This window comes from Bradyrhizobium sp. CIR18 (assembly GCF_014198295.1).
Classification (GTDB): Bacteria; Pseudomonadota; Alphaproteobacteria; order Rhizobiales; family Xanthobacteraceae; genus Bradyrhizobium.
Genome location: NZ_JACIHF010000017.1, coordinates 115,225 through 140,212, shown reverse-complemented (window position 1 = coordinate 140,212; position 24,988 = coordinate 115,225). Strand labels below are relative to the sequence as shown.

At 64.5% G+C, this 24,988-nt stretch carries 21 protein-coding genes; 13 read left to right on the top strand and 8 right to left on the bottom strand.

What is annotated here, in order from left to right:
* Positions 1–49 precede the first annotated feature (49 nt).
* From GGD65_RS34575 to GGD65_RS34550, 6 genes are all read right to left on the bottom strand, one after another.
* On the bottom strand, positions 50–823 hold the full coding sequence (locus GGD65_RS34575) for an SDR family NAD(P)-dependent oxidoreductase (protein ID WP_179738022.1): 774 nt from the start codon (positions 821–823) through the stop codon (positions 50–52).
* Positions 824–973: 150 nt separating this feature from the next.
* Complete coding sequence (pimD, locus tag GGD65_RS34570; protein WP_183238145.1) at positions 974–2,116, bottom strand: pimeloyl-CoA dehydrogenase small subunit; 1,143 nt, start codon at positions 2,114–2,116, stop codon at positions 974–976.
* Between the two features lie 162 nt (positions 2,117–2,278).
* The gene (gene pimC / locus GGD65_RS34565; RefSeq protein ID WP_018318818.1) at positions 2,279–3,469 is read right to left on the bottom strand and encodes a pimeloyl-CoA dehydrogenase large subunit; all 1,191 of its coding nucleotides are present in this window, start codon (positions 3,467–3,469) and stop codon (positions 2,279–2,281) included.
* 16 nt (positions 3,470–3,485) lie between these two features.
* Complete coding sequence (locus GGD65_RS34560; protein ID WP_018318819.1) at positions 3,486–4,673, bottom strand: acetyl-CoA C-acyltransferase; 1,188 nt, start codon at positions 4,671–4,673, stop codon at positions 3,486–3,488.
* The gene (pimA, locus tag GGD65_RS34555; protein WP_183238144.1) at positions 4,670–6,352 is read right to left on the bottom strand and encodes a dicarboxylate--CoA ligase PimA; all 1,683 of its coding nucleotides are present in this window, start codon (positions 6,350–6,352) and stop codon (positions 4,670–4,672) included. The genes GGD65_RS34560 and pimA overlap by 4 nt, the downstream gene beginning before the upstream one ends.
* Before the next feature lie 220 nt (positions 6,353–6,572).
* On the bottom strand, positions 6,573–8,669 hold the full coding sequence (locus GGD65_RS34550; RefSeq protein ID WP_183238143.1) for a 3-hydroxyacyl-CoA dehydrogenase NAD-binding domain-containing protein: 2,097 nt from the start codon (positions 8,667–8,669) through the stop codon (positions 6,573–6,575).
* A gap of 131 nt (positions 8,670–8,800) precedes the next feature.
* Between GGD65_RS34550 and GGD65_RS34545 the strand changes: the two genes are divergently transcribed.
* From GGD65_RS34545 to GGD65_RS34505, 9 genes are all read left to right on the top strand, one after another.
* The gene (locus GGD65_RS34545; protein WP_026202076.1) at positions 8,801–9,667 is read left to right on the top strand and encodes an IclR family transcriptional regulator; all 867 of its coding nucleotides are present in this window, start codon (positions 8,801–8,803) and stop codon (positions 9,665–9,667) included.
* 66 nt (positions 9,668–9,733) lie between these two features.
* Positions 9,734–10,531 (top strand): ABC transporter ATP-binding protein, encoded by a 798-nt coding sequence (locus tag GGD65_RS34540; protein WP_018318823.1) that lies wholly within the window; start codon positions 9,734–9,736, stop codon positions 10,529–10,531.
* Positions 10,528–11,241 carry an ABC transporter ATP-binding protein gene (locus GGD65_RS34535; RefSeq protein ID WP_018318824.1) on the top strand — a complete coding sequence of 238 codons (714 nt, stop codon included), beginning with the start codon at positions 10,528–10,530 and terminating at the stop codon, positions 11,239–11,241. The genes GGD65_RS34540 and GGD65_RS34535 overlap by 4 nt, the downstream gene beginning before the upstream one ends.
* A gap of 13 nt (positions 11,242–11,254) precedes the next feature.
* Entirely contained in the window at positions 11,255–12,133 is an 879-nt protein-coding gene (locus GGD65_RS34530; protein ID WP_018318825.1) for a branched-chain amino acid ABC transporter permease, read from the top strand.
* A gap of 2 nt (positions 12,134–12,135) precedes the next feature.
* On the top strand, positions 12,136–13,155 hold the full coding sequence (locus tag GGD65_RS34525) for a branched-chain amino acid ABC transporter permease (RefSeq protein WP_026202077.1): 1,020 nt from the start codon (positions 12,136–12,138) through the stop codon (positions 13,153–13,155).
* A 29-nt stretch (positions 13,156–13,184) separates the two neighbouring features.
* Positions 13,185–14,420 (top strand): ABC transporter substrate-binding protein, encoded by a 1,236-nt coding sequence (locus GGD65_RS34520; RefSeq protein ID WP_092254323.1) that lies wholly within the window; start codon positions 13,185–13,187, stop codon positions 14,418–14,420.
* 121 nt (positions 14,421–14,541) lie between these two features.
* Positions 14,542–15,768, top strand: a complete 1,227-nt coding sequence (locus tag GGD65_RS34515) for an ABC transporter substrate-binding protein (RefSeq protein WP_183238142.1) — start codon at positions 14,542–14,544, stop codon at positions 15,766–15,768.
* Positions 15,769–16,007: 239 nt separating this feature from the next.
* Entirely contained in the window at positions 16,008–17,237 is a 1,230-nt protein-coding gene (locus GGD65_RS34510) for an ABC transporter substrate-binding protein (RefSeq protein ID WP_092254319.1), read from the top strand.
* Positions 17,238–17,436: 199 nt separating this feature from the next.
* Positions 17,437–18,720, top strand: coding sequence for a glycerate kinase (locus tag GGD65_RS34505; RefSeq protein WP_183238141.1), 1,284 nt, complete (start codon positions 17,437–17,439; stop codon positions 18,718–18,720).
* Positions 18,721–18,851: 131 nt separating this feature from the next.
* On the opposite strand, the gene GGD65_RS34500 is transcribed toward GGD65_RS34505, so the two are convergent.
* Positions 18,852–19,385, bottom strand: coding sequence for a MarR family winged helix-turn-helix transcriptional regulator (locus GGD65_RS34500; RefSeq protein ID WP_183238140.1), 534 nt, complete (start codon positions 19,383–19,385; stop codon positions 18,852–18,854).
* 176 nt (positions 19,386–19,561) lie between these two features.
* Between GGD65_RS34500 and GGD65_RS34495 the strand changes: the two genes are divergently transcribed.
* The 3 genes from GGD65_RS34495 to GGD65_RS34485 are packed head-to-tail and all read left to right on the top strand — an operon-like array spanning position 19,562 to position 23,107.
* Positions 19,562–20,602 carry a branched-chain amino acid ABC transporter permease gene (locus tag GGD65_RS34495; RefSeq protein WP_183238139.1) on the top strand — a complete coding sequence of 347 codons (1,041 nt, stop codon included), beginning with the start codon at positions 19,562–19,564 and terminating at the stop codon, positions 20,600–20,602.
* Between the two features lie 7 nt (positions 20,603–20,609).
* A complete protein-coding gene (locus GGD65_RS34490) occupies positions 20,610–22,379 on the top strand; it encodes an ABC transporter permease subunit (protein ID WP_183238138.1) in 1,770 nt (589 codons plus the stop codon).
* Positions 22,376–23,107 carry an ABC transporter ATP-binding protein gene (locus GGD65_RS34485; RefSeq protein ID WP_018318834.1) on the top strand — a complete coding sequence of 244 codons (732 nt, stop codon included), beginning with the start codon at positions 22,376–22,378 and terminating at the stop codon, positions 23,105–23,107. Before GGD65_RS34490 ends, GGD65_RS34485 begins: the two co-directional genes overlap by 4 nt.
* A gap of 188 nt (positions 23,108–23,295) precedes the next feature.
* Here GGD65_RS34485 and GGD65_RS34480 read toward each other — a convergent pair whose 3' ends face one another.
* A complete protein-coding gene (locus GGD65_RS34480) occupies positions 23,296–23,916 on the bottom strand; it encodes a pyridoxamine 5'-phosphate oxidase family protein (RefSeq protein ID WP_183238137.1) in 621 nt (206 codons plus the stop codon).
* A 122-nt stretch (positions 23,917–24,038) separates the two neighbouring features.
* Between GGD65_RS34480 and GGD65_RS34475 the strand changes: the two genes are divergently transcribed.
* Positions 24,039–24,923, top strand: a complete 885-nt coding sequence (locus tag GGD65_RS34475; protein WP_183238136.1) for a LysR family transcriptional regulator — start codon at positions 24,039–24,041, stop codon at positions 24,921–24,923.
* Positions 24,924–24,988: the final 65 nt, after the last annotated feature.

Sequence of the window (24,988 nt, the reverse complement as noted above, 5' to 3'; positions counted from 1 at the left end):
GAGGGTGAAGTGAAGCGCCACTTCACTACAATTGCAAGTCGTTGAAAGGCTACACCGCAGCCGTGGTCACGCCGCCGTCGATGACGATGGTCTGGCCGGTCATGAAACTCGAGGCATCGGAAGCCAGATACGCCACTGCGCCGGCGATCTCGTCGGGTTCACCGATGCGGCGCAGCGGCGTGGTGGCGGTGCGGCGCTTCAGCATGGCTTCGTCTTCCCACAGCGCGCGGGCGAAATCGGTCTTGACGAGGCCGGGCGCGATGCAGTTGACGCGGACGCCTTTCGGGCCCCATTCGCCGGCGAGCGAGCGGCACAACGCGAAGTCGGCCGCTTTCGAGATACCGTAGGCGCCGATCACGGTGGAGCCGCGCAAGCCGCCGATCGAGGAGATGATGACGACGGAGCCGTTGCCGCGCTCGGCCATTTGCGGAATCGCGAGCGCGGAGAGCCAGATGTTGCTCTTGACGTTCGAGCCCATGATCTTGTCGAAGGCCTCGTCGGTGATGTCGAGCAGCGGGCCGTAATAGGGATTCACCGCGGCGTTGCAGACGAGGATGTCGATCTTGCCGTAATGCCTGGTGGCGCCCGCGATCAGCGCCTCGACCTCGGCCTTGCGCGCGATGTTGCAGGGGATGACGGTGGCATCGCCGCCAGCCGCAATGATGCCGTCGACGACTTCCTTGCAGGCGTCAGCCTTGCGCGAGGAGACCACGACCTTGGCGCCGAGTTTCGCCAGCAGTTCGGCGGAAGAGCGGCCGATGCCGCGGCTGGAGCCGGTGACCACGGCGACCTTGCCGGTGAGATCGAACGGGGTGTTTTTCATTGTTGTTGCCTCCGTTGATTGAACTTGCTCGGTGTCATCGTCCGGCTTGGCCGGGCGATCCAGTATTCCAGAGGCGGCGCGGCTTGAATCGAGAAGCCGCGGCGTACTGGATCCCCCGCTTTGGCGGGGGATGACAGTCGTTGCTTGGCCTCAGATCAACCCGCCACCATCGGCGACGCGGCGCTGGTGGTAATCGGTGTCGCCGAACGAGTTCTCGATCATGGTGAGGCGCTTGAAGTAGTGGCCGATCTTCGCCTCCATGGTCATGCCGATGCCGCCGTGGAGCTGGATGGCCTGCTGGCCGACAAATTTCAGCGACTTGCCGATCTGCACCTTGGCCGCGGCGATGGCGTTGGAGCGCTCCTTGGCGTTCTCGAAATCGTTCGCCATGGTCGCGAACATCGACATCGAGCGCGCCTGCTCGGCCGCCACGAACATGTCGGACGCCCGGTGCTGCAGCGACTGGAACGAGCCGATCGCGACGCCGAACTGCTTTCGGGTCTTGATGTACTCGACCGTGGTCTTGAGCGATTCGTCCATCAGGCCGACCGCCTCGGCGCAGAGCGCGACGCGGGCTTCATCGACGACGCGCTCGACCAGCGCGAGCGAATCCTCGGGATTGCCGAGCACGGCATCGGGGCCGATGTCGACACCGGTGAGCGTGATGTCGGCGGCGTGGAGGCCGTCCTGGGTCGGATACGACTTCTTGGTCACGCCCTTGGCACTCGCCGGCACCAGGAACACGCCGATGCCGTTTCTGTCGCGGCGCTCGCCCTTGGTGCGCGCGGTGACGATCAAGGTGTCGGCATTCTCGCCGTTGAGCACGACGAATTTTTCGCCGTCGATGACCCAGCCGTCGCCCTTCTTCTTCGCCGTGGTCGAGACGTCGAAGAGATCGTAGCGCGAGTTCTTCTCGAGCTGGGCAAACGCCAGCGTCTTGCTGCCGTCGATGATCCCGGGCACGTGCGCGGCCTTCTGCGCGTCGGTGCCGGCATGGCGCAGGAAGCCGCCGCCGATCACGACCGTTGCCAGATACGGTTCGAGCACCAGCGCCTTGCCGAGCGCTTCCATCACGATCATGGTCTCGACGCCGCCGCCGCCGAAGCCGCCATCGGCCTCGCTGAAGGGCAGGCCGAGCAGGCCCTGCTCGGCAAGCTTGAGCCAGACGGTTTTGCTCCAGCCGCCCTTCTCCTTCATGTACTTCTTGCGCTGCTCGAAATCGTAGGAATCGGTCAGCAGGCCGTCGATGCTTTCCTTGAGAAGCCGCTGCTCCTCGTTCAGATCAAAATCCATGTTTCTCTCCAAGTCGGCGGGAATTGCCCTGCCGTCGCCTCACCCTCAGACGTCATCCCCGCGAAGGCGGGATCCAGTAAACGCAGCCGCCTGCCGTACTCACGACCGCCGCGGCGTACTGGGTCCCCCGCCTTCGCGGGGGACGACACCGTCATTGTTGACTCACAGCCCCAGCACCGCCTTGGCGATGATGTTGCGCTGGATCTCGTTGGAGCCGCCGTAGATCGAGACCTTGCGGTTGTTGAAGTAGCTCGGCGCGATCTGGGCGGTCCAGTCCATGGCTTCGTTCGAGCCGTCGTCGCCATGCACGTCGTAGGGCGCGGCGAAGGGGCCGATCACTTCCATCAGCAGCTCGGTGGTGGTCTGCTGGATCTCGGAGCCCTTGATCTTCAGCACCGAGGAGGCCGGATTGGGCTTGCCCTTGCCGTGCTTGCCTTCGTCGGCGACGACGCGGAGCTGAGTGAGTTCCAGCGCCTTCAGCTCGATCTCGCAAGCCGCGAGCTTCTCGCGGAACGCGGCGTCCTGGATGATCGGCTTGCCGCCGGATTCGACCTTGCCGGCGAGATCGCGGATGCGGCGCAGCCGCTCCTTGGAGACGCCGACGCGGGCGATGCCAGTGCGCTCGTTGCCGAGCAGGAATTTTGCGTAGTCCCAGCCCTTGTTCTCCTCGCCGATCAGATTTTCGTAGGGAACCTCGACGTCGTCGAAGAAGACTTCGTTGACCTCGACACCGCCGTCGATAGTCTGGATCGGGCGCACCGTGACGCCTTTCGACTTCATCGAGAACACGATGAAGGAGATACCCATCTGCTTCTTGGCGCCGGGATCGGTGCGGCACAGGCAGAAGATCATGTCGGCGTGCTGGGCGAGCGTAGTCCAGGTCTTCTGGCCGTTGATGATCCACTTGTCGCCCTTGCGCTCAGCCTTGGTCTTGAGCGAGGCAAGGTCGGAGCCGGAGCCCGGCTCGGAGAAGCCCTGGCACCACCAATCATCGACATTGGCAATGCGCGGCAGATATTGCTTCTTCTGCTCCTCGTTGCCGAAGGTGTAGATGACGGGGCCGACCATGCTGACGCCGAAGGCGAGCGGCTGCGGCGCCGGATAGGACTGCAGCTCCTCGTTGAAGATGTAGTGCTGCACGCTGGTCCAGCCGGTGCCGCCATATTGCTTGGGCCAATGGCTGACGCCCCAGCCCTTCTTGTTGAGGATGCGCCACCACGTCACCATCTCGTCCTTGCTGAGGTGACGCCCCTCGACCATCTTGCGCCGCGTATCCGGCGGCACGTTGTCGCGGAAGAACTGCCGCACTTCCTCGCGAAACGCCTGCTCTTCTTTCGTGAATGCGAGATCCATCGGATCCTCCTGTGAATTACTGCAAAACCTCGAACAAGCCGGCCGCGCCCATGCCGCCGCCGACGCACATGGTGACCACCGCATATTTCGCCTTGCGGCGGCGGCCTTCGATCAAAGCGTGGCCGGTGAGGCGCGCGCCGGACATGCCGTAGGGATGACCGACCGCGATCGCGCCGCCGTCGACGTTGATCTTGTCGGGGTCGATGCCGAGCTTGTCGCGGCAATACAGCACCTGCACCGCGAAGGCTTCGTTCAGCTCCCAGAGACCGATGTCGTCGACGGTGAGGCCATGGCGCTTAAGCAGGCGCGGCACGGCGAAGACCGGGCCGATGCCCATCTCGTCCGGCTCGCAGCCGGCGGAGACGAAGCCGCGGAAGATGCCGAGCGGCTTGAGGCCGCGCTTCGAGGCTTCCTTGTCGCTCATGATGACGGAGGCGCTGGCGCCGTCGGAGAGCTGACTGGCATTACCGGCGGTGATCGAAAAGCCCTCACCGCGCACGGGCTTGAGGCCGGCGAGGCCTTCGATCGTGGTCTCGGGGCGCGGACCTTCGTCCTGCGACAGCGTGACGTCCTTCATCGACACGGCGCCGGTCGCCTTATCGGTGACTGCCATCTGCGTCGTGATCGGCGCGATCTCCTCCTTGAACTTGCCGCCCTGCTGGGCAGCCGCAGTGCGGCGCTGGCTCTCCAGCGAATACTCGTCCTGCTGCTCCCGCGAAATGCCGTAGCGTTTGGCGACGATCTCCGCGGTGTCGATCATGGGCATGTAGACCTCGCCCTTGATCTTGAGCAGCGCCGGGTCCTGGGCGTGGAAGCCGTTCATCTTGTCGTTCTGCACGAGGCTGATCGACTCGCCGCCGCCGCCGACCGCGATCTCGACGCCGTCGAAGATCACCGAGCGCGCGGCGAGCGCGATCGCCTGCAGGCCGGAGGCGCATTGCCGGTCGATGGTGGTGCCGGCGACGGTGACGGGAAGGCCGGCGCGCAGCAGCGCCTTGCGCGCGATGTTGCCGCCGGTCGCGCCCTGCTGCAGCGCCGCGCCCATCACGACGTCCTCGATCTCCTTCGGATCGACCTTGGCACGCGCGACGGCTTCGCCGATGGCGTGGCCGAGCAGAGTTGCCCCCTCGGTGGCGTTGAGCGCTCCGCGATAGGCCTTGCCGATCGGGGTGCGGGCGGTGGAAACGATGACGGCGTCGGTCAAGAACGAGCTCCTGATGCGGTTTTAGTGGATTGTGACGGTTTCTGCTGCTGGCGCAATTCGTGGCGCGACAATTTTCCGACCGGCGTACGCGGCAGATCGTCGACGAACTCGACCTCGGCCGGCAATTCGTGCTTGCCGAGCTTGCCGGCGAGCTGCGCGCGCAGCTCGTCGAGCGTGAACGGCTTTGTGTCCGGCTTCAGCTTGATGAAAGCTTTGGCGGCCTCGCCGCGATACTGGTCTGGGATGCCGAGCACGATCACCTCGTGCACGCCCGGAATGGTGTAGATCGCCTGCTCGATCATCTGCGGATAAACGTTGAAGCCGCCGGAGATGATCATGTCCTTCTTGCGGTCGACCAGGAAGAAATAGCCGTCGGTGTCGACATAGCCGATGTCGCCGGTGAGGAAGCGGCCGTCGACGAAGGCGTCCGTGGATCCCTCCGGCTTGTTCCAGTAGCCCCTGGTGACGTTCGGGCCCTTGATGCGGATCTCCCCGACTTCGCCCGGCGCAAGCACGCGCTTGGGATCATCGAGAGCGACGACGTCGAGCTCGATGCCGGGCAGCATCAGGCCGATCGAGCCGGGCTTGTCCGGCCCCGTTGGCGGATGGCCGGTGCCGGGCGAGCAGGTCTCGGTCATGCCCCAGCCGCTGCGCAGCTTCTTGCCGACCTTGCGCTCGAAGAAGCTCGCGACCTCCACCGGCAGCGGCGCGCCGCCGGAGCCGATGGTCGCGAGCGAGGAGAAGTCGCGCTTGTCCAGATCCGGCAGCGCGGCGATCGCGATCCACATCGTCGGCACGCCCGGAAAATACGTCGCGCGCTTGACCTCGATGTCGCGCATCACGGCTTCGACGTCGAAGCGCTGATGCAGCGAGACCAGATTGCCGCGGCTGAGCGAGGACAGCAGCACCACGGTCAGCGCGTAGATGTGGAACAGCGGCAGCACGCAGATGACGCGCTCGATCGTCTCGCCGCGCGCGGCGCGCGCCGGCTTGCCCCAGACGTCGTAGATCGACACTGCCGAGGTGAGATTGCCGTGGGTGAGCATCGCACCCTTGGGCAGACCGGTGGTGCCGCCGGTATATTGCAGCAGCGCGACGTCGTCGGCCGTTACGACAGGCCATTGGGCCGGCGCGGTCGCGCCCTCGGTGAAGGCCTTGAAGGTGACGATGCGGGGATCATCCGGGATCGCCGCCTGCGGCGTGCCGATCTTGCCCCAATGATCGTCCTCGCAGACGACGAGACGGTCGATCAGCCCCTTCTCCAAAAACTTCAGCGCGGTCGGCAGCAGCGCCGCAAGGTTCGAGGTGACCAGCAGGCGCGAGCCGGAGTCCGAGATTTTGTGCGTCAGCGCGATCTCGCCGTCGAGCGGCGACAGATGCGCGAGGCGGGCGCCTGCCTTCAGCGCGCCGAAGAAATTGACGGGATGGTCCGGCGAGTTGCCCAGAAACAGCGCGATGGACGTTCCCTTGCCGCAGCCGGCGCGCAGTAACGCCGCCGCCGCACGCTCGGCCTGAGCTGCGAGCTCCGTGTATGTGATCGGGCGATCTCGAAATTCCAGAGCGGTGCGCGGGCCGTAATCGGCGGCAGCTTTCGACAGCAGGTCAGGCAGCGTGCCCTGGACGAGGGTGTCGTCCCACCGCACGCCCTCGGGATAGAACTGTTCGCCGGGATGGGTCATTGGCGATCGATACTCTGCAAAACGGTAGTCGCCGGGTCGTGTGAGGTGGGCACCGGCGGACGGGCTCCCTTCCCCCTTGTGGGGAAGGGTTGGGGAAGGGGATAGCCACAAATTCCGATCTCGCCCCGGGCCACCCCCCTCCCTGCCCCTCCCCCAAAAGGGGGGAGGGAACGGAGAGAGCTTTGCCCGGAGCGCGACATCGCAGCAGCACCCAATCCGATCACGCCGCCTTCGACGCAGCGGCCAGCGACGCAAACGTCTTGCCTTCAGCCGCGAGCTTATTCAGCAGCGGTGCGGGCTCGAGGCTCGGGTCGTTGGTCTCCTTGGCATAGAAGGCCAGGCGATCGGCGATGTGCTTGAGACCGACGCTGTCGGCCCAGAACATCGGGCCGCCGCGATAGATCGGCCAGCCATAGCCATAGAGCCAGACCACATCGATGTCGGAGGGACGCGCCGCGATGCCCTCTTCGAGGATCTTCGCGCCCTCGTTGATCATCGGATACATCATGCGCTCGAGGATCTCGTCGTCGCTGACGACGCGCTTCTTGCGGCCGAGACGGGCAAGCGTCTCGTCGATCAGCTTCTCGACCTCGGGATCGGGCAGCGCCGAGCGGCTGCCGGCTTCGTACTTGTAGTAGCCCTTGCCGGTCTTCTGGCCGAAGCGGCCGGCCTCGCACAGCGCGTCCGCGATCTCCGACTTGATGCCGCGGTCTTTCCGCGAGCGCCAGCCGATGTCGAGGCCGGCGAGGTCGCCCATCGCAAACGGCCCCATCGGCATGCCGAACTTCGTCACCACGGCGTCGACCTGCTGCGGCAGCGCGCCTTCGAACAGCAGCTTCTCGGACTGCTTGCCGCGCTGGGCGAGCATGCGGTTGCCGACGAAGCCGTCGCAGACGCCGACCACGGCCGGCACCTTCGCGATTTTTCGCGCGATAGTCACCGCAGTCACCAGCGCGTCCGGCGCGGTCTTGTCGGCGCGCACGATCTCGCACAGCTTCATGACGTTGGCCGGCGAGAAGAAGTGCATGCCGAGCACGTCCTGCGGACGCTTGGTCGACTTCGCGATCTCGTCGATGTTGAGATACGAGGTGTTGGAGGCGAGCACGGCGCCGGGCTTGGCGTATTGGTCGAGCTTGCCGAACACTTCCTTCTTCACCGCCATGGTCTCGAACACGGCTTCGATGACGAGATCGGCATCGCCGACATTCTCGATACCGACGACGCCGTTGATCAGCGCCATGCGCTTGGCGGGCGCGTCGGCCGGGATGCCGCCGCGCGCCGCGGTCGCTTCCCAGTTCTTCTGCATGATGCCCATGCCGCGCTTGAGCTGCTCCTCGCCGGTCTCGATCAGGGTGACGGGAACGCCGGCATTGGCAAAGGACATCGCGATGCCGCCGCCCATGGTGCCGGCGCCGAGGATGGCGACCCGGTTCACGGGACGCGACTTGGTGCCGTCAGGAACGCCCGCGATCTTGGCAGCCTCGCGCTCGGCGAAGAACGCATAACGCTGCGCCTTGGACTGATCGCTGGCGACGAGCTTCAGGAAGCCCTCGCGCTCCTTCTTCAGGCCTTCGTCGAAGGGTAGGTCAATGGCGTAGCCCACGGCGTCGGCGGCGGCGAACGGCGCCTCCAGGCCGCGCGACTTCTTGGTCATGGCGGCGACCGCATTGGTGAAGATCGAGCGGTCGGCCTTGGCCGCCGCGATCTTGGAATCGTCGTCGCGCAGGCGCCGCAGCGGACGCTTCTCGGCCAGCAGCTTTCGCACGAAGGCTTCGCCGCCGGATGCCGGCCCCTCGATGATTTCCTCGATCAGGCCGTTCTTGAGCGCTTCGGCCGCACCAATGGGATCACCGCCGACGATCATCTTGACGGCGAGCTCGGGACCGACCGCGCGCGGCAGGCGCTGGGTGCCGCCGGCGCCCGGCAGAAGACCGAGCTTCACCTCGGGCAGGCCGAGCCTGGCCTCTTTCACCGCGACGCGGAAATGACAGGCGAGCGCGACCTCGAGGCCGCCGCCGAGCGCGGTACCGTGGATCGCGGCAACCACGGGCTTGGGCGAATTCTCGATCTCGGACAGCACGTCGTTGAGGGCGGGCGCCTTCGGCGGCTTGCCGAATTCGGTGATGTCGGCACCGGCGATGAAAGTGCGGCCGGCGCAGGTCAGCACGATGCCCTTGATGGCGGGATCGGCAATCGCAGCCTTGATGCACTCCAGGATGCCGCCGCGGACCGCGGCACTCAGCGCGTTGACCGGAGGGCTGTCGACCGTGACGATCCCGACTTCGTCATGACGCTCAAGCTTGACCACTTCGCTCACGGTGTTCCCTCCTTGGTGGGGATCTACTTTTGTTCGATTTCGCGGTGCGGAATTTAATTCCGCATCTTGACGGCAGGGTTATTTTGAAGCACGTGGCTTGTCAACGACTCCGCGCAAGAAGCAGATCAGGGATGAAGCGTACAGGAAAGAAGACTGCGACCGATCGGAATTTCGTCGTCGCGCTTTCCCGCGGACTGGACGTATTGCGCGCATTCCACCCCAATGACGGCCTTCTCGGCAATCAGGAGATTGCGGCTCGCACCAATCTGCCGAAGCCGACAGTGTCGCGGCTGACCTACACCTTGACCAAGCTGGGCTATCTTGCGCCGGTTCCCCGCTTCGAGAAGTATCAGCTCACACCCGCGGCGATGTCGCTCGGCTACGCCGCGCTCGCCAATCTCGGCGTTCGGCATTTGTCCGAGCCGTTCCGCGAGGAAGTGATGCGCGCGACGGGCGGTGCCGTCGCCGTCGGCGGCCGCGACCGCCACAGCATGATCTATTTCGGGCAAAGTCGCGGCAGCGAGACTGTCGGGGTTCAACTTGACGTCGGCTCTCGCGTGCCGATTGCAACCAGCGCGATGGGCCGCGCCTATTTCTGGGCGCTCGACGACGCGGACCGCGCAGACCTGTCCCGCCTCTTGCGCGAACATTACGGCAGCCGCTGGCCCAAGATGCGCGACGGGCTGGAACGTTCCGGCGAAACCGTCGCGAAATATGGTTTTGCGATCTCCGTGGGCGACTGGCACGACGACATCGGCGCCGCCGGCGTCGCACTCAGGCTCAACGACGGAACCGGTCCCTACGCATTCAATTGCGGCGCGCCCGCATTCCGCTTCACGGAAGAGCGTTTGATCAACGACATTGGACCGCGTCTCTTAGCGATGGTAAGGAACATCGAAGCGGCGCTCGGGGGTCTAATGCCGCATTCCAAAAAAGACGTCAGCAAAAAGCTGAAATCAGGAGGAAAAGTTGCGCGTGTGGCCGAGGGATTCAGATAGCCTTTGTCATCATCGGGAGCGGTTCACATCGCTCCTTCGCTCACTGAATGCCGTGAGCGAGACGAGATGACGCAGGCACAGCTCGCGCAGGGGACATCGCCCCTGCTCGCGGTTCGCGACGTCAGCGTCGTGTTCGGCGGCATCATCGCGCTCAACGGCGTGTCCTTCGACATGCACAAGGGCCAGATCCTCGGCTTGATCGGCCCCAACGGCGCCGGCAAGACCACGCTCTTCAACTGCCTGTCCCGGCTCTACCAGCCGTCATCCGGCGACATCCTGATGGAGGGTGCGAGCATCCTGACGCGGCCGCCGCACCGGATCGCCGAGATCGGCATCGGCCGCACCTTCCAGAACGTGGCGCTGTTTCCGAACCTCTCGGTGATGGATAACGTCCGCGTCGGCGCGCATTCGAGGACCTCCAGCGACATCATCAGCGACTCCCTGAAGCTTGCATGGGTTCGCCGCAGCGAAACCAGCGTCAACAAGAAGGTGCACGAGATCCTCGCCTATCTCGACCTCGAGGACGTCGCCCACACCGTGGTCTCCGGCCTGCCCTTCGGCACGCAGAAGCGCGTCGAGCTGGCCCGGGCACTGGCTGCCGATCCGAAGATCCTGTTGCTCGACGAGCCCGCCGGTGGCCTCAACCACGAAGAGGTCTACGTGCTCGGCGATCTCATCCGCAAGATCCGCGACGAGCGCCACATGACCGTGCTGCTGGTCGAGCATCACATGGGACTCGTGATGTCGATCGCCGACCACGTCGTCGCGCTGAATTTCGGCAAGAAGCTCGCGGAGGGCACGCCGGCCCAGGTGCAGGCGGACCCCGACGTCATCAAGGCCTATCTCGGGAGCAAGGACCAATGACGACATTGCTCAACGTCAAGGACCTGCGCGCCTATTACGGCCAGGTCCAGGCGCTCCATGGCCTGTCCTTCTCGCTCAACGAGGGCTCGCTGGTGACGCTGCTCGGGGCCAACGGCGCCGGCAAGACCACCACGCTGCGCGCCATCTGCAACATGGTGCGCTCCACCGGCGGCATCGAGTTCGACGGCAAGCCGTTGAACAACCGCTCCACCGAGAGCATCGTGCGGTTCGGCATCGCCCATGTGCCGCAGGGCCGCGGCACCTTCACCACCATGACGGTGGAGGAGAATCTCCAGCTCGGGGCCATCACCCGCAAGGACAGCGCCGGCATCGTCTCCGACATCGAGCGCATGTATGCGCATTTCCCGGTGCTGAAACAGCGCCACACCCAGCAGGCCGGCACACTCTCCGGCGGCGAGCAGCAGATGCTCGCGGTCGCCCGCGCCCTGATGCTGCGGCCGCGGCTGATGCTGCTGGACGAGCCCTCCTTCGGCCTCGCGCCGCTGGTGGTGCGCGACCTGTTCGGCATCCTTGGCAAGATCAACCGCGAGGACAAGGTGTCGATCCTGGTGGTCGAGCAGAACGCCCAGCTCGCGCTGGAGCTCGCCGACCAAGCCTATGTGATCGAGACCGGCCGCATCGTGATGTCGGGCAACGCCAAGGACATCGCGAACAACGAAGAAATCCGCAAATCCTATCTGGGTTACTGAGGGAGCCGGGACAATGGAGCTGTTCACCAACCAGGTCCTGGCCGGCATTGCCACGGGCGCGATTTACGCCTGCATGGCGCTCGCCGTGGTCATGATCTACCAGGCCATCGACCATCTCAACTTCGCGCAGGGCGAGATGGCGATGTTCTCGACCTTCATCTCCTGGCAGCTGATGCAGTGGGGCGTGCCTTATTGGGCCGCCTTCGTGATCACGCTGGCCTTCTCCTTCGTCGCCGGCATCGCGATCGAGCGGATCCTGTTCAAGCCGCTGACAAAGGCACCGGTTCTGACCAACGTCGCAGGCTTCATCGCGCTGTTCGCGATCATCAACTCCTCGGCGGGCCTGATCTGGGACTTCACCATCAAGCAATACCCGACCCCGTTCGGCTCCGCGCCGTTCCTCGGCAGCCAGCTGATCTCGACCCACCAGGCCGGCATGATCGGCGTCACCGTGCTGCTGCTGCTCGGCCTCTATTTCTTCTTCCAGTACACGCGGATCGGTCTTGCCATGCGCGCGGCCGCCTCCGTGCCTGAATCGGCCCGCCTCGTCGGCATCAACACCAGCTGGATGATTGCGCTCGGCTGGGGCATGGCGACCGCGATCGGCTCGATCGCCGGCATGCTGATCGCACCGGTCGTGTTCCTCGAGCCGAACATGATGGGCGGCGTGCTGATCTACGGCTTTGCCGCGGCGGTGCTCGGCGGCCTCTCCAGCCCGTTCGGCGCCGTGGTCGGCGGCTTCCTGGTCGGCGTCTTCGAGAACCTCGCCGGCACCTACATCCCCGGCGTCGGCAACGAGCTGAAACTCCCGATCGCGCTTGCGCTGATCATCTCCGTCCTGGTCGTCAAACCCGCTGGCCTGTTCGGCCGGCACATCGTCAAGCGAGTTTGATCATGAGCGCTGCAGAAGAAGTCGTTGCAGAAGGCCACCAGGCGGTCGAGGCGGTTCCGAAGCGGGCCATGACCTTGGGCACCGGCACCTCGCTGGTGGTGCTCGCGGCGCTTTTGATCGTGCCGATGTTCGTCAAGAACTTCGTCATCTTCCAGATGACGATGCTCCTGATCTACGGGCTCGCCGTGCTGGCGCTGAACATCCTGACGGGCGGCTCCGGCCAGTTCTCGCTCGGCCAGAGCGCCTTCTACGCCGTCGGCGCCTATACGTCGGCGGTGCTGATGGAGCACGCCAACATCAACTACGCGCTGACCATTCCGATCTCCGCCGTGGTCTGCTTCGGCTTCGGGTACTTGTTCGGCAAACCGGCGCTGCGGCTCTCGGGCGTCTATCTCGCGCTCGCGACCTTCGCACTCGCGACCGCGATGCCACAGCTGCTGAAGCTGAACTTCCTGGAACACTGGACCGGCGGTGTGCAGGGCCTCGTCGTCACCAAGCCCGACGCGCCGTTCGGCCTGCCGATGTCGCAGGACACGTGGCTGTACTACTTCACGCTCATCGTCACGATCGCGATCTACATCTTCTCGGTGAACCTGTTGCGCTCCCGCTCTGGCCGCGCCTTCATGGCGATCCGCGACAACGAGATCGCGGCCTCCTCGATGGGCGTCAACGTCGCGCTGTACAAGACGCTGGCGTTCGGCGTGTCCGCCGGCATCACCGGCGTTGCCGGCTCGCTCGGCGCCATCGCGGTGCAGTTCGTCGCACCCGACAGCTACACCATCACGCTCGCGATCTCGCTGTTCCTCGGCATGGTCGTCGGCGGCGTCGGCTGGCTGCCCGGCTCGTTCGTCGGCGCGGCCTTCATCATCTTCGTGCCGAACATGGCGGAGAGCATCTCAAAAGGCCTCTCCGGCGCCGTGTTCGGCGTGCTCCTGTTCCTCGTCATCTACCTCGTGCCGCACGGCGCCAGGCAGATCGCGATCCTGGGCCAGCAATTCGCCGGCAAACTCAAGAAAAACTGAAGCCTGTTGGACTAAAGAAGGAGATCGAATTGTATTTTGGAAGAACACTGCGAGCCGCCGCGCTGGTCACGGCAACGGCGGCCATTGCCCTCACCTCCGGCGCTGCACTGGCCCAAAAGAAATACGACACCGGCGCGTCCGATACCGAGATCAAGATCGGCAACATCATGCCGTACAGCGGTCCGGCGTCGGCCTATGGCATCATCGGCAAGACCGAAGAAGCCTATTTCAAGATGATCAACGACAAGGGCGGCATCAACGGCCGCAAGATCAACTTCGTCACCTATGACGACGGCTATTCACCGCCGAAGGCAGTCGAGCAGGTCCGCAAGCTGGTCGAGAGCGACGAGGTGCTGGCCGTGTTCAATCCGCTCGGCACGCCCTCGAACAGCGCGATCCAGAAGTACCTCAACGCCAAAAAGATCCCGCAGCTGTTCGTCGCCACCGGCGCCACCAAGTGGAACGATCCGAAGAACTTCCCCTGGACCATCGGCTGGCAGCCGTCCTACCAGAGCGAAGCCCAGATCTACGCGAAATGGCTGATGAAGGAGAAGCCCGACGCCAAGGTCGCGATCCTCTATCAGAACGACGATTTCGGCAAAGACTACCTCAAGGGCACCAAGGACGGTCTCGGCGCCAAGGGCGCGTCCATGATCATCATGGAAGAGAGCTATGAGGTGTCCGAGCCGTCGATCGACGGCCATATCGTCAAGATCAAGGCCGCCAATCCCGACGTGCTGCTGATCTATGCGACGCCCAAATTCGCGGCCCAGACCATCAAGAAGACGGCCGAGCTCAGCTGGAAGCCGCTCCAGATCCTCACCAACGTCTCGATCTCGGTCGGTAGCGTGATGAAGCCCGCCGGCTTCGAGAATGCACAGGGCGTGCTGTCGGCGGCCTATGCCAAGGACTCCACCGATCCGCAGTGGGCCAACGACCCCGGCATGAAGAAGTGGAACGAGTTCGTCGACAAGTACATGCCGGGTGCCGACAAGTCCGACACCAGCATGGTCTATGGCTACGGCGCGGCCTCGACCCTGGCCAAGGTCCTGGAGATGTGCGGTGACGATCTCACCCGCGCCAATCTCATGAAGCAGGCGGCTTCGCTGAAGGATTTTGCGCCGGATACGCTCCTGCCCGGCGTCAAGATCAACACCAGCGCTACCGACTTCGCCCCCATTGCGCAGCTGCAGATGCAGCGCTTCAAGGGTGAGAAGTGGGAACTGTTCGGCGAGATCATCAGCGGCGACGTCGCCTCCGAGTGACACGCTGACGCAATAGTCCGACCCTCGAGAAGCCCCCGCGAGCAATCGCGGGGGCTTCTTGTTGACGGCAGGCGCCAATCTTGTTCAATGCGGCGCCGATCCAACTTGGGGCAGGAGAACAATGTCCGCCGTTCGTTTTCAGGTTGCGGCCCTCTGGACCGCGCTCGCTTTGTGCACTGCGATGAGCAGCCCGGCACTCGCGCAGAAGAAGTACGACAGCGGCGCATCCGATACCGAGATCAGAATAGGCAACATCATGCCCTATAGCGGCCCGGCCTCGGCCTACGCCGCGATCGGCAAGGCCGAAGAAGCCTATTTCCGCAAGGTCAATGCCGAGGGCGGCATCAACGGGCGCAAGATCAAGTTCATCTCCTATGATGACGCCTATTCACCGCCGAAGACGGTGGAGCAGGCGCGCAAGCTGGTCGAGAGCGACGGGGTGCTGCTGATCTTCGGATCGCTCGGCACGTCCACCAACGGCGCCATCCGCAAATACATGAACGAGAAGAAGGTGCCGCAATTGTTCGTGGCGAGCGGCGCCTCGAAGTGGAACGATCCCAGGCAGTATCCCTGGACCATGGGCTGGCAGCCGAGCTACGCGAGCGAGGCGCGCATCTACGCCAAATACATCATGAAAGAGAAGCCGGACGGAAAGATCGGCGTGCTCTACCAGAACGACGATTTCGGCAAGGACTATCTGAAGGGGTTAAAAGATGGCCTCGGGCCCAAGGCCTCGATGATCGTGCTGGAAGAGGCCTACGACACGTCGGAGCCCGCCATCGACGAGCACGTCGTGAAGCTGAAGGCTTCGGGCGCCGACGTTTTCATCAGCATCACCACGCCGAAATTCGCCGCGCAGGCGATCAAGAAGGCGGCGGAGATCAACTGGCATCCGGTCCACATCGTCTCCAATGTCTCGGCCTCCGTCGGCGGCGTGATCGAGCCGGCGGGCCTGGAGATCTCGCAAGGCCTGCTGTCGGCGAGCTACACCAAGGACGGCTCGGACCCGCAGTGGAGTGCCGACGATGGCATGAAGAAATTCTATAACTTCCTCGCGCAATATGATCCTAAGGCCAACAAGCTCGATGCCGGCGTCGTATTCGGCTATGCCGCCGCGCAGACCATGGTGAAAGTGCTGCAGATGTGCGGCGACGACCTCACCCGCGAGAACGTCATGAGGCAGGCAGCCTCCTTGAAGGATTTCGAGCCCGACACGCTGCTGCCCGGCATCAGGATCAACACCGCACCGGACAATTTCGCCCCGATCGAGCAGCTGCAGATGATGCGCTTCAAGGGCCGGAAATGGGAGCTGTTCGGCGACATCATCTCCAGCGAGATGGGCCACTGAAGCGGCGCAACCCAAAATCGTTCACTGATTGGTTAAACAACCCAAGACAGCTGGACCTTCTCGCAGTCGCACACGAGGGCCGGCGGTCCCTGACTACTAAAGACGCAGCCCCTGCGACGCCGTCGCTGGGGCTTTCTGTTGAAGGCACCAGCCAAATCGTATTGAATTGCGGCAGCGTCGCCAAAAAAATCGAGACAAGAAAAGGGGCGCACACACATCAAGAAAATAGGGAGATAGGAATGCCCGCTGTCACCGGCAAGCTTGCAGCCGCATCACTGGCGCTTGCGCTCATTGCGGCCTCGGCCTCCACTGCATCGGCCCAGAAGAAATACGATACCGGCGCGACCGACACCGAGATCAAGATCGGCAACATCATGCCCTACAGCGGACCGGCCTCCGCCTACGGCATCATCGGGCGGACCGAAGCCGCCTATTTCAAGAAGATCAACGAAGAGGGCGGCATCAACGGCCGCAAGATCAATTTCGTCTCCTACGACGACGCCTATTCGCCGCCGAAGACGGTGGAGCAGGCACGCAAGCTGGTCGAGAGCGACGAGGTTCTGCTGATCTTCAATTCACTCGGCACGCCGCCGAACTCGGCCATTCAGAAATACATGAACTCGAAGAAGGTGCCGCAGCTGTTCGTCGCGACCGGCGCCACCAAATGGAACGATCCGCAGAACTTCCCCTGGACCATGGGCTGGCAGCCAAATTACCAGAGCGAGACGCAGATCTACGCGAAATACATCCTGAAGGAGATGCCGAATGCCAAGATCGGCGTGCTCTACCAGAACGACGATTACGGCAAGGACTACCTGAAGGGCCTGAAAGACGGGCTCGGCGCCAAGGCCGCGAGCATGATCGTGCTGGAGGAAAGCTACGAGACCTCCGAGCCGACGATCGACAATCACATCGTGAAGATGAAAGCGACCGGCGCCGACGTCTTCATCAACATCACCACACCGAAGTTCGCGGCACAGGCGATCAAGAAGATCTCCGAAATCGGCTGGAAGCCGACCCACTTCCTCAACAACGTCTCGGCCTCGGTCGGCAGCGTGATCAAGCCCGCCGGCTTCGAGAATTCGCAGGACATCATTTCGGCTGCCTACCTGAAGGACGTGTCGGATCCTCAGTGGAAGGACGACGCCGGCATGAAGGCTTTCCTGGAGTTCATGACGAAATACTTCCCTGAAGGTGACAAGCTCGACGGCGGCACCATCGTCGGTTACGGCGTGGCGCAGACGCTGGTGGAGGCGCTGAAGAAGTGCGGCGACAATCTCACGCGCGAGAACGTCATGAAGCAGGCGGCGAGCCTGAAGGACTTCCGCACCGAGGTGCTGCTGCCCGGCATCAAGATCAACACCGGCGCGAACGACTTCGCACCGATCAGCTCGCTTCAGCTCATGAAGTTCAAGGGCGAGAAGTGGGATCTGTTCGGCGACGTCATCAGCGCTGACGCCGGCGGCTAGCCTCCAGCCGGATCGCAATGTTCAAAAGGGCCCTCCGCGAAATCATCGCGGAGGGCTTTTTGCTACGCGGCGATTATGATCACGCGATTGCATATTCGAATGATGACACAGCCGGCTTACGCTTTGGCCGCCGATGCGCTAGGCAGGGGGAACGGCGGCGTTTGCCGCCAGTTTGTTCCGTCTGCCGAAGGCCATCGTCATGACCGACCGCCGTCCCCTGCTCCGCGCGCTCTACGACGCCGCCGTTGCCGCCGCCCATCCCAATGTGGTGCTGGCGCCGCACCTGGGGCCCGCGCCGAAAGGACGCGTGATCTGCCTCGCCGCCGGCAAGGGCGCCGGCGCCATGGCCGCAGCGGCCGAACGGCATTATCTCGACACGCTCAAGCTGGCGCCGGAGCGGCTCGTCGGCATCGCCACCACGCGCCACGGCTACGGCGTGCCGACGCGCCGCATCCGCGTGGTCGAGGCCGGGCATCCCGTGCCGGATGAGGCTGGCCTCAAGGGCGCGGCCGACACGCTCGCGCTCGCAGGCGAGGCCGGGCCGGACGATCTGCTCCTGGTGCTGCTCACCGGCGGCGGCTCGGCGAACTGGATCGCGCCCAGCAACGGTATCAGCTTTGCGCAGAAGCAGGCGGTCAACAAGGCGCTGCTGCGCTCGGGCGCGCCGATCGGCGAGATGAACGTCGTGCGCAAACACCTGTCGCGGATCAAGGGCGGCCGTCTCGCACGCGCCGGCAAGAATGCCGCCAAGATCGTGACGCTCGCGATCTCGGACGTGCCGCATGACGATCCTTCCGCGATCGCCTCCGGTCCGACCGTGCCTGATCCGACCACGCTGGCCGATGCGCGCGCCATCGTCGCGAAATACAAGCTCGACATCGACGATGCCGTGCGCCGCGCGCTCGACGATCCCGCCAATGAAAGCTGCAAGCCCGGCGATGCCGCCTTCGCGCGCGCGCATTTCGAATTGATCGCGCGGCCCAAGCAGTCGCTCGACGCCGCGGTGAAGCTCGCGCGCGAATCCGGTTACGAGACCATCGACCTCGGCGCCGATCTCGAAGGCGAGGCACGCGAGGTCGCGGCCGCTCACGCCAGGCTGGCGCTGCAAGCGCGCGCGCAAGGCAAGCGCCTCGCGATTCTCTCCGGCGGCGAGCTCACGGTGACCGTGCGCGGCAATGGGCGCGGCGGGCCGAACCAGGAATACGCGCTGGCGCTCGCCGCCCTGCTCAAGGACACGCCCGACATCTCGGCGCTGGCCGGCGACACCGACGGCGCCGACGGCGGCGCCGGCAACCCCACCGACCCCGCCGGCGCGCTGATCGACGCGACGACGTTCGCAAAGATGAAGGCGCAGGGGCTTCAGCCGCAAGCGTACCTGGACAACAACGACGCCACGACGTTCTTCGAGGCGACCGGCGACCTGCTGCTGCCGGGCCCGACGCTGACCAACGTGAACGACATCAGGGTGCTTTTGGTGGATTGAGGCGCCTGCCCCAGCAACGGTGTCATTCCCCGCGAAAGCGGGGAATCCAGTACGCCGCGGCTTCTCGATTCCAGCCGTGCCGTCTCTGGAATACTGGATCGCCCGGTCAAGCCGGGCGATGACAGCCGAGTTCAGAACTCGCTCACGACCTTCGCGAGCATCGCGATCAGGGCTTCGCGATTGGCCTGCCCGAGCAGCTCGTTCAGCCGGGCCTCGTGCTTGGTGGCGACCAGCTTCTTGGCGCGGGCCAGCACCGCCTTGCCCTTGTCGGTCAGCACCAGGATGTGCGAGCGGCGGTCGTTGGTGGAGCGAATCCGCGCGCAAAGGTCGCGGCTCTCGAGATTGTCGAGCATGGCCACGAAGTTCGGCCTGAGGATGCCGAGGGTGGAGGCGATCTCGGTCTGGTTACGGCCCGGATTCTTCTCGACCAGCAGCAGCACGGAGAACTGCGCCGGCGTGAGCTGGAGCGAGGCCATGCAGCGCAGGAAGTTCTCGAACACCTTGAGCTGCGCCCGTTTCAGCACATAGCCGAGCTGTTCCGAGAGCTCGCCGAGCTGGAGCGCTTCGCCAGCCCCCTGACCTTGCACCTCGGCCGCGTCCTTGCGGCCCTTGGCCGTGTCGGCAGGCTTTTCAGCGGACTTTTCAGCGGCTTTGGAAACGGTCATCGCCTCGTGCTCATAATCCCGCTAAATTCGGGAGGGATCGTTCCCGCCCTTGATGTTATATTTGATAATTGTTATGGACCATATCAAATATCGCATGCGTTTTTCAATGGCTGTGAGCGGACCGTCCACCGCGATCGAGGGGACCGGTCCGTAATCTTAAGGGGGAGCGTCCGGTCTTGAATACCACCATCATGCTGTTCCTGGTGCAGGACGGCATCACCAATGGCGCGATCTATGCGCTGCTCGGCCTGGCGCTGGTGCTGGTGTTCGCCGTCACCCGCGTCATTCTCATTCCCCAGGGCGAATTCGTCACCTACGGCGCGTTGACCTATGCCTCGCTGGCCGCGGGCCAGATGCCGGGCACGGCCAAGCTCGCGCTGGCGCTCGGCATCGGCGCTTTCGCCTTCGACCTGCTCGTCGCGCGCAAGGCGCTGCACGGCCGCCTGATCGTGCGCAGCGCCCTCACCAATATCGTGCTGCCGGCCATCGTGCTGGCGCTGACGGTGTACTTCGCCGCGCAGAAGCCGCCGGTCGCGGTCTCGATCGCGCTGTCGCTGGTGATCGTGGCGATGATCGGCCTCTATCTCTACCGCGTCGCATTCCAGCCGCTGGCGCACACCTCCGTGCTGGTGCTGCTGATCGCATCCGTGGGCGTCCATCTGGCACTGCAGGGCCTCGGCCTGCTGTTCTTCGGCGCCGAAGGCCAGCGCGGACCTGCCGTGCTGTCCGGCGCGTTCACCGCGGGCTCGCTGCGCTTCACCGGCCAGAGCCTCACCGTCTACGGCATCACCATCGCCTTCATCGTCGCCCTCTGGCTGTTCTTCGGCCTGACCCTCTACGGCAAGGCGTTGCGCGCGACCGCCGTGAACCGGCTGGGGGCGCGGCTCGTCGGCATCCGCACCACGCTGTCGGGGCAGATCGCCTTCCTGCTGGCATCCGTCATCGGCGCGCTGTCGGGCATCATGATCGTGCCGATCACGACGCTCTACTATGACAGCGGCTTCCTGATCGGCCTGAAGGGCTTCGTCGCCGCGATCATTGGCGGCCTCGTCAGCTATCCCCTCACCGCCGCCGCGGCGCTGGTCGTCGGCCTCGTCGAGGCGTTCTCGTCCTTCTATGCCTCCAACTACAAGGAGGTGATCGTTTTCATGCTGCTGATCCCCGTGTTGCTGCTGCGCTCGCTCGCCGCGCCCGCCGTCGAAGAAGAGAAGGACTGAGGCTGAAATGCAGAGCCGCCTTCCCATCATCATCTTCGCAGCCGTCATGGCCGTGATCCCGTTCGTCCCCGGCATGCCTCCGTTCTGGATCGTGCTGCTCGACAATATCGGCCTCGCCGCCCTCGTCGCGATGGGCCTCGTGCTGCTGACCGGCGTCGGCGGCCTGACCTCCTTTGGACAAGCAGCCTTCGTCGGCTTCGGCGCCTATACCACCGCAGTGCTGTCGACGGCCTACGGCCTGTCGCCCTGGCTGACGCTGCCGCTGTCGCTATTGGTCAGCGGATCGCTGGCAGTGCTGCTCGGGCTGATCACCGTCCGCCTCTCCGGCCATTATCTGCCGCTCGGCACGCTCGCCTGGGGGCTCGGGCTGTTCTATCTCTTCAGCAAGCTGGAGTTTCTCGGCCGTAACGACGGCATCTCGGCGATCCCGCCGCTGTCGATCGGCACGTTCAAGATGCTCTCGCCTGGCTCGATCTATTACGCGATCTGGGTCGCCGTGATCCTCTCGGCCCTGCTCACCATGAACCTGCTGGATTCCCGCACCGGCCGCGCCATCCGTGCGCTCCGGCGCGGCCACGTCGCCGCCGAGGCGTTCGGCGTGCACACGCCGCGCGCCAAATTGCTGGTGTTCATCCATGCCGCAGTGCTCGCGGGCCTCTCGGGGTGGCTCTACGCCCATCTCCAGCGCGCGGTGAACCCGACGCCGTTCGGCGCACAGGCCGGCATCGAATATCTCTTCATCGCGGTGGTCGGCGGCGCCGGCTATGTCTGGGGCGGCGTGCTCGGCGCGGCGATCGTCGTGGTGCTGAAAGAGGTGCTGCAGAGCTATCTGCCGCTGATCCTGCCCGGCTCCGGACAGGTCGAGACCATCGTGTTCGGCATCATGCTGGTGGCGCTGTTGCAGCTCGCGCCGGGCGGCCTCTGGCCGTGGCTGATGTCCTTCCTGCCCGAGCGCTCCGGTGGCAAGAAGCCCGACACCTCGCTGAAGCTGGAACAGCGCCCCCGCGCGCCCGGCCACTCCAGCATCCTGCTCCAGGTCGACAAGGCGCGAAAGCAGTTCGGCGGCGTGGTCGCCGTCAACAACGTCTCCTTCGACGTCCAGGCTCGCGAGATCGTCGCGCTGATCGGCCCGAACGGCGCCGGCAAGAGCACGACCTTCAACCTGATCACCGGCGTGCTGTCGGCCACGTCAGGCTCGGTCTCGGTGCTCGGCAAGAAAGTCGACAAGGCGCCGCCGCAGGAGATCGTCAAGCTCGGCATCAGCAGGACCTTCCAGCATGTGAAGCTGGTCCCTGACATGACCGTGCTGGAGAACGTCGCGATCGGCGCGCATCTGCGCGGCCATTCCGGCCCGATCGCCTCGATGCTGCGGCTCGACCGCGCCGACGAGGCCAAATTGCTCGCCGAGGCCGCCCGCCAGATCGAGCGTGTCGGCCTTGCCGACCAGATGCATCAGCTCGCAGGCAGCCTTTCGCTCGGCCAGCAGCGCATCGTCGAGATCGCCCGCGCGCTCTGCGTCGACCCGATGCTGCTGCTGCTCGACGAACCGGCCGCCGGCCTGCGCCACATGGAGAAGCAGCAGCTCGCCAAGCTGCTGCGTGACTTGCGCGACGGCGGCATGAGCGTCCTCCTGGTCGAGCACGACATGGGCTTCGTCATGAACCTCGCCGACCGCATCGTGGTGCTCGATTTCGGCACCAAGATCGCCGAGGGCACGCCCGCCACGATCAAGACCAATCCCGAAGTGATCAAGGCCTATCTCGGAGTGGCGGCATGAGCGCGCTGTTGTCCGTCACCGACGCCCATGTCGCCTATGGCAAGGTCGAGGCGGTGCGCTCGGTCTCGCTCGAGGTCGGCGCGAATGAGATCGTCACCATCGTCGGCGCCAACGGCGCCGGCAAGACCACGCTGCTGTCCGCCATCATGGGCATCCTGCCGCTGAAAGGCCGCGTCACCTTTGCCGGCCAGGATCTCGCCCGGCTCGACATCGAGGACCGTGTCGCGATGGGGCTTGGCCTCGTCCCGGAGCACCGCGAATTGTTCGTGACCATGAATGTCGAGGACAATCTCGAATTGGGTGCTTTCCGCATCGAGCGGAGCAAGGCGAAGGCCTCGATGGAGCGCGTCTACACGCTGTTCCCGCGGCTGAAGGAGCGGCGCAAGCAGTTCGCCGGCACGCTTTCGGGCGGCGAGCAGCAGATGCTCGCGATGGGCCGCGCGCTTATGGGCGAGCCGAAGCTCCTCATGCTGGACGAGCCGAGCCTCGGCCTCGCGCCGATCATCGTCGCCGACATCTTCCGCATCGTCACCGAACTCCGCGCCAGCGGCGTCTCCGTGCTGCTGGTCGAGCAGAACGCCCAGGCCGCGCTGAAGATCGCGGACCAGGCCTATGTGATGGAGCTCGGCGAGTTCGTGCTCTCCGGCAAGGCCAGCGACATCGCCGCGAACGAGCGTGTCGCGGCGAGCTATCTCGGCTTCCAGCACGAAGGCGAGAGCGCGATCTGATTTTGCAGTGAGCCCCTCTTCCCTTCTCCCCTTGTGGGAGAAGGTGGCGCGAAGCGCCGGATGAGGGGTTCTCTCGACTCGCAAAACTTCCGTGAGGAGAGAAACCCCTCACCCGGCTTCGATGCTTCGCATCGAAGCCACCCTCTCCCACAAGGGGAGAGGGTGCACCGAGCGTGTCGTGTCTGAAATCAACTCGCCTTCTCTCCCTTCAACGCCGCGACCTCCGCCTCCAGCTCCGCAATCCTCGCATCCCTCGCCGCCAGCGCGGCCGCCACATCACCCGCATCGAATTTCTGCGGAATGTGCTGTGGGCAGTTGGTGTCCCAGGCTGCGATCTTGAACATAATCACCTGCTCCGGCCGGGCGCGGTAGCCCTTCGGCATCAGCGACGTCGTCAACGCCTCGTCGTCCTCGACCACGCGCGCCTCGCCCCAGATCTTCACGCGGCGGCGATGGGCGTAGTCCATCACGAAAATGTAGGCCTTGGGATTCTCCGACAGGTTACCCTGGGTGATGTACTGCCGGTTGCCGGCATAATCGGTGAAAGCCAGCGTCTGCTTGTCCAGCACCTTCAAGAAGCCCTTCGGGCCGCCGCGGTGTTGGATGTAGGGCTGGCCATCGGCCGAGGCGGTCGCAAAGTAGAAGCTGGTGGCGTCAGCCAGGAATGCGGCGAGGTTCTCGTCCACCTCAGTGCGCCATCCACGCTGCTCGGCGTGGGCATAACCCTCGCGCGAGCCCTTGCGGGCCTGGATCGTCTTCACCGCCGGCGAGAACGCGACATCGCTGGCATAGGTGTGAACTGCAGTCATCGGAACATCTCCTGAAGATTCCGGCGCATTGCTGCGTCTTTCGACGACCAAAGTGGACCTCACGGCAGCTAAAACAATCTACCCGCTTGACACTTCATCATTGCGATATATGCAATAATGACATGGACCGCCTCGAAGCCATGCACGCCTTCGTCACCGTCGCCGATCTCAGCGGCTTCGCGCCGGCGGCGCGCAAGCTGCGCCTGTCGCCCTCGGCGGTAACGCGGCTGATCGCGGCGCTGGAGGAGCATCTCGGCGCCCGGCTGTTGCAGCGGACCACCCGGCAGGTGAGATTGACCGACGTCGGCACGCGCTATCTGGAGCGCGCGCGGCGCATCCTCGCCGATGTCGAGGAGGCCGACGGCTCCGCGCGGGAGGAGCGCAACCGGCCGAGCGGACGGTTGGTGGTATCGGCGCCGGTCGGCTTCGGCCGGCTGCATGTCGGGCCGGTCATGACCGACTATCTCAAGCGCTATCCCGAGGTGGGCGGGGAATTGCGCTTGTCGGATCACCTCGTCAATCTCGTGGAGGACGCCGTCGATGTCGCGGTGCGGATCGGTCATCTCGCCGATTCCTCGCTGGTAGCGCGCCAGGTCGGCGAGATGCGACGGATCGTGGTGGCGACGCCGGGCTATCTGAAGCGCCACGGCGAGCCGAAGACGCCGGACGCGTTGCTCGAACACCAGACCATCCAGTTCGGCCCCTCCGCCAGCTGGCACTTCGTGCAGGACGGCCGCGACATCGAGGTCACGCCATCGCCCCGCTTCATCAGCAACAGCGCCGACGCCGCCCTGCAATACGCGGAAGCCAGCGGCGGGGTGACGCGCGTGCTGGCCTATCAGGCCGCCGAGGGGCTGAAGCGCGGACGGCTGAAAATCGTGCTGGCGAAGTATGAGCAGCCGGCGCTGCCGATCCACATCATTTACCCGACCTCGCGCCTGCTCTCGGCCAAGGTGCGCGCGTTCGTCGATCTCGTGGTGGAGACGGCGGAGTGGAGATTTGGGTGATGTTCCCTGTGTCCCGGACAAGCTGCAGCGCCCTTGGCGTTGCGGCGCAGAGCCGAGACCCAGAA

Excerpts from the sequence above, each read along its gene's own strand:
- GGD65_RS34575 (WP_179738022.1), bottom strand. The coding sequence starts at position 823 with ATGAAAAACACCCCGTTCGATCTCACCGGCAAGGTCGCCGTGGTCACC.
- pimD (WP_183238145.1), bottom strand. The coding sequence starts at position 2,116 with ATGGATTTTGATCTGAACGAGGAGCAGCGGCTTCTCAAGGAAAGCATC.
- pimC (WP_018318818.1), bottom strand. The coding sequence starts at position 3,469 with ATGGATCTCGCATTCACGAAAGAAGAGCAGGCGTTTCGCGAGGAAGTG.
- pimA (WP_183238144.1), bottom strand. The coding sequence starts at position 6,352 with ATGACCCATCCCGGCGAACAGTTCTATCCCGAGGGCGTGCGGTGGGAC.
- GGD65_RS34545 (WP_026202076.1), top strand. The coding sequence starts at position 8,801 with ATGAAGCGTACAGGAAAGAAGACTGCGACCGATCGGAATTTCGTCGTC.
- GGD65_RS34540 (WP_018318823.1), top strand. The coding sequence starts at position 9,734 with ATGACGCAGGCACAGCTCGCGCAGGGGACATCGCCCCTGCTCGCGGTT.
- GGD65_RS34535 (WP_018318824.1), top strand. The coding sequence starts at position 10,528 with ATGACGACATTGCTCAACGTCAAGGACCTGCGCGCCTATTACGGCCAG.
- GGD65_RS34530 (WP_018318825.1), top strand. The coding sequence starts at position 11,255 with ATGGAGCTGTTCACCAACCAGGTCCTGGCCGGCATTGCCACGGGCGCG.
- GGD65_RS34525 (WP_026202077.1), top strand. The coding sequence starts at position 12,136 with ATGAGCGCTGCAGAAGAAGTCGTTGCAGAAGGCCACCAGGCGGTCGAG.
- GGD65_RS34515 (WP_183238142.1), top strand. The coding sequence starts at position 14,542 with ATGTCCGCCGTTCGTTTTCAGGTTGCGGCCCTCTGGACCGCGCTCGCT.
- GGD65_RS34510 (WP_092254319.1), top strand. The coding sequence starts at position 16,008 with ATGCCCGCTGTCACCGGCAAGCTTGCAGCCGCATCACTGGCGCTTGCG.
- GGD65_RS34505 (WP_183238141.1), top strand. The coding sequence starts at position 17,437 with ATGACCGACCGCCGTCCCCTGCTCCGCGCGCTCTACGACGCCGCCGTT.
- GGD65_RS34500 (WP_183238140.1), bottom strand. The coding sequence starts at position 19,385 with ATGACCGTTTCCAAAGCCGCTGAAAAGTCCGCTGAAAAGCCTGCCGAC.
- GGD65_RS34490 (WP_183238138.1), top strand. The coding sequence starts at position 20,610 with ATGCAGAGCCGCCTTCCCATCATCATCTTCGCAGCCGTCATGGCCGTG.
- GGD65_RS34485 (WP_018318834.1), top strand. The coding sequence starts at position 22,376 with ATGAGCGCGCTGTTGTCCGTCACCGACGCCCATGTCGCCTATGGCAAG.
- GGD65_RS34480 (WP_183238137.1), bottom strand. The coding sequence starts at position 23,916 with ATGACTGCAGTTCACACCTATGCCAGCGATGTCGCGTTCTCGCCGGCG.
- GGD65_RS34475 (WP_183238136.1), top strand. The coding sequence starts at position 24,039 with ATGGACCGCCTCGAAGCCATGCACGCCTTCGTCACCGTCGCCGATCTC.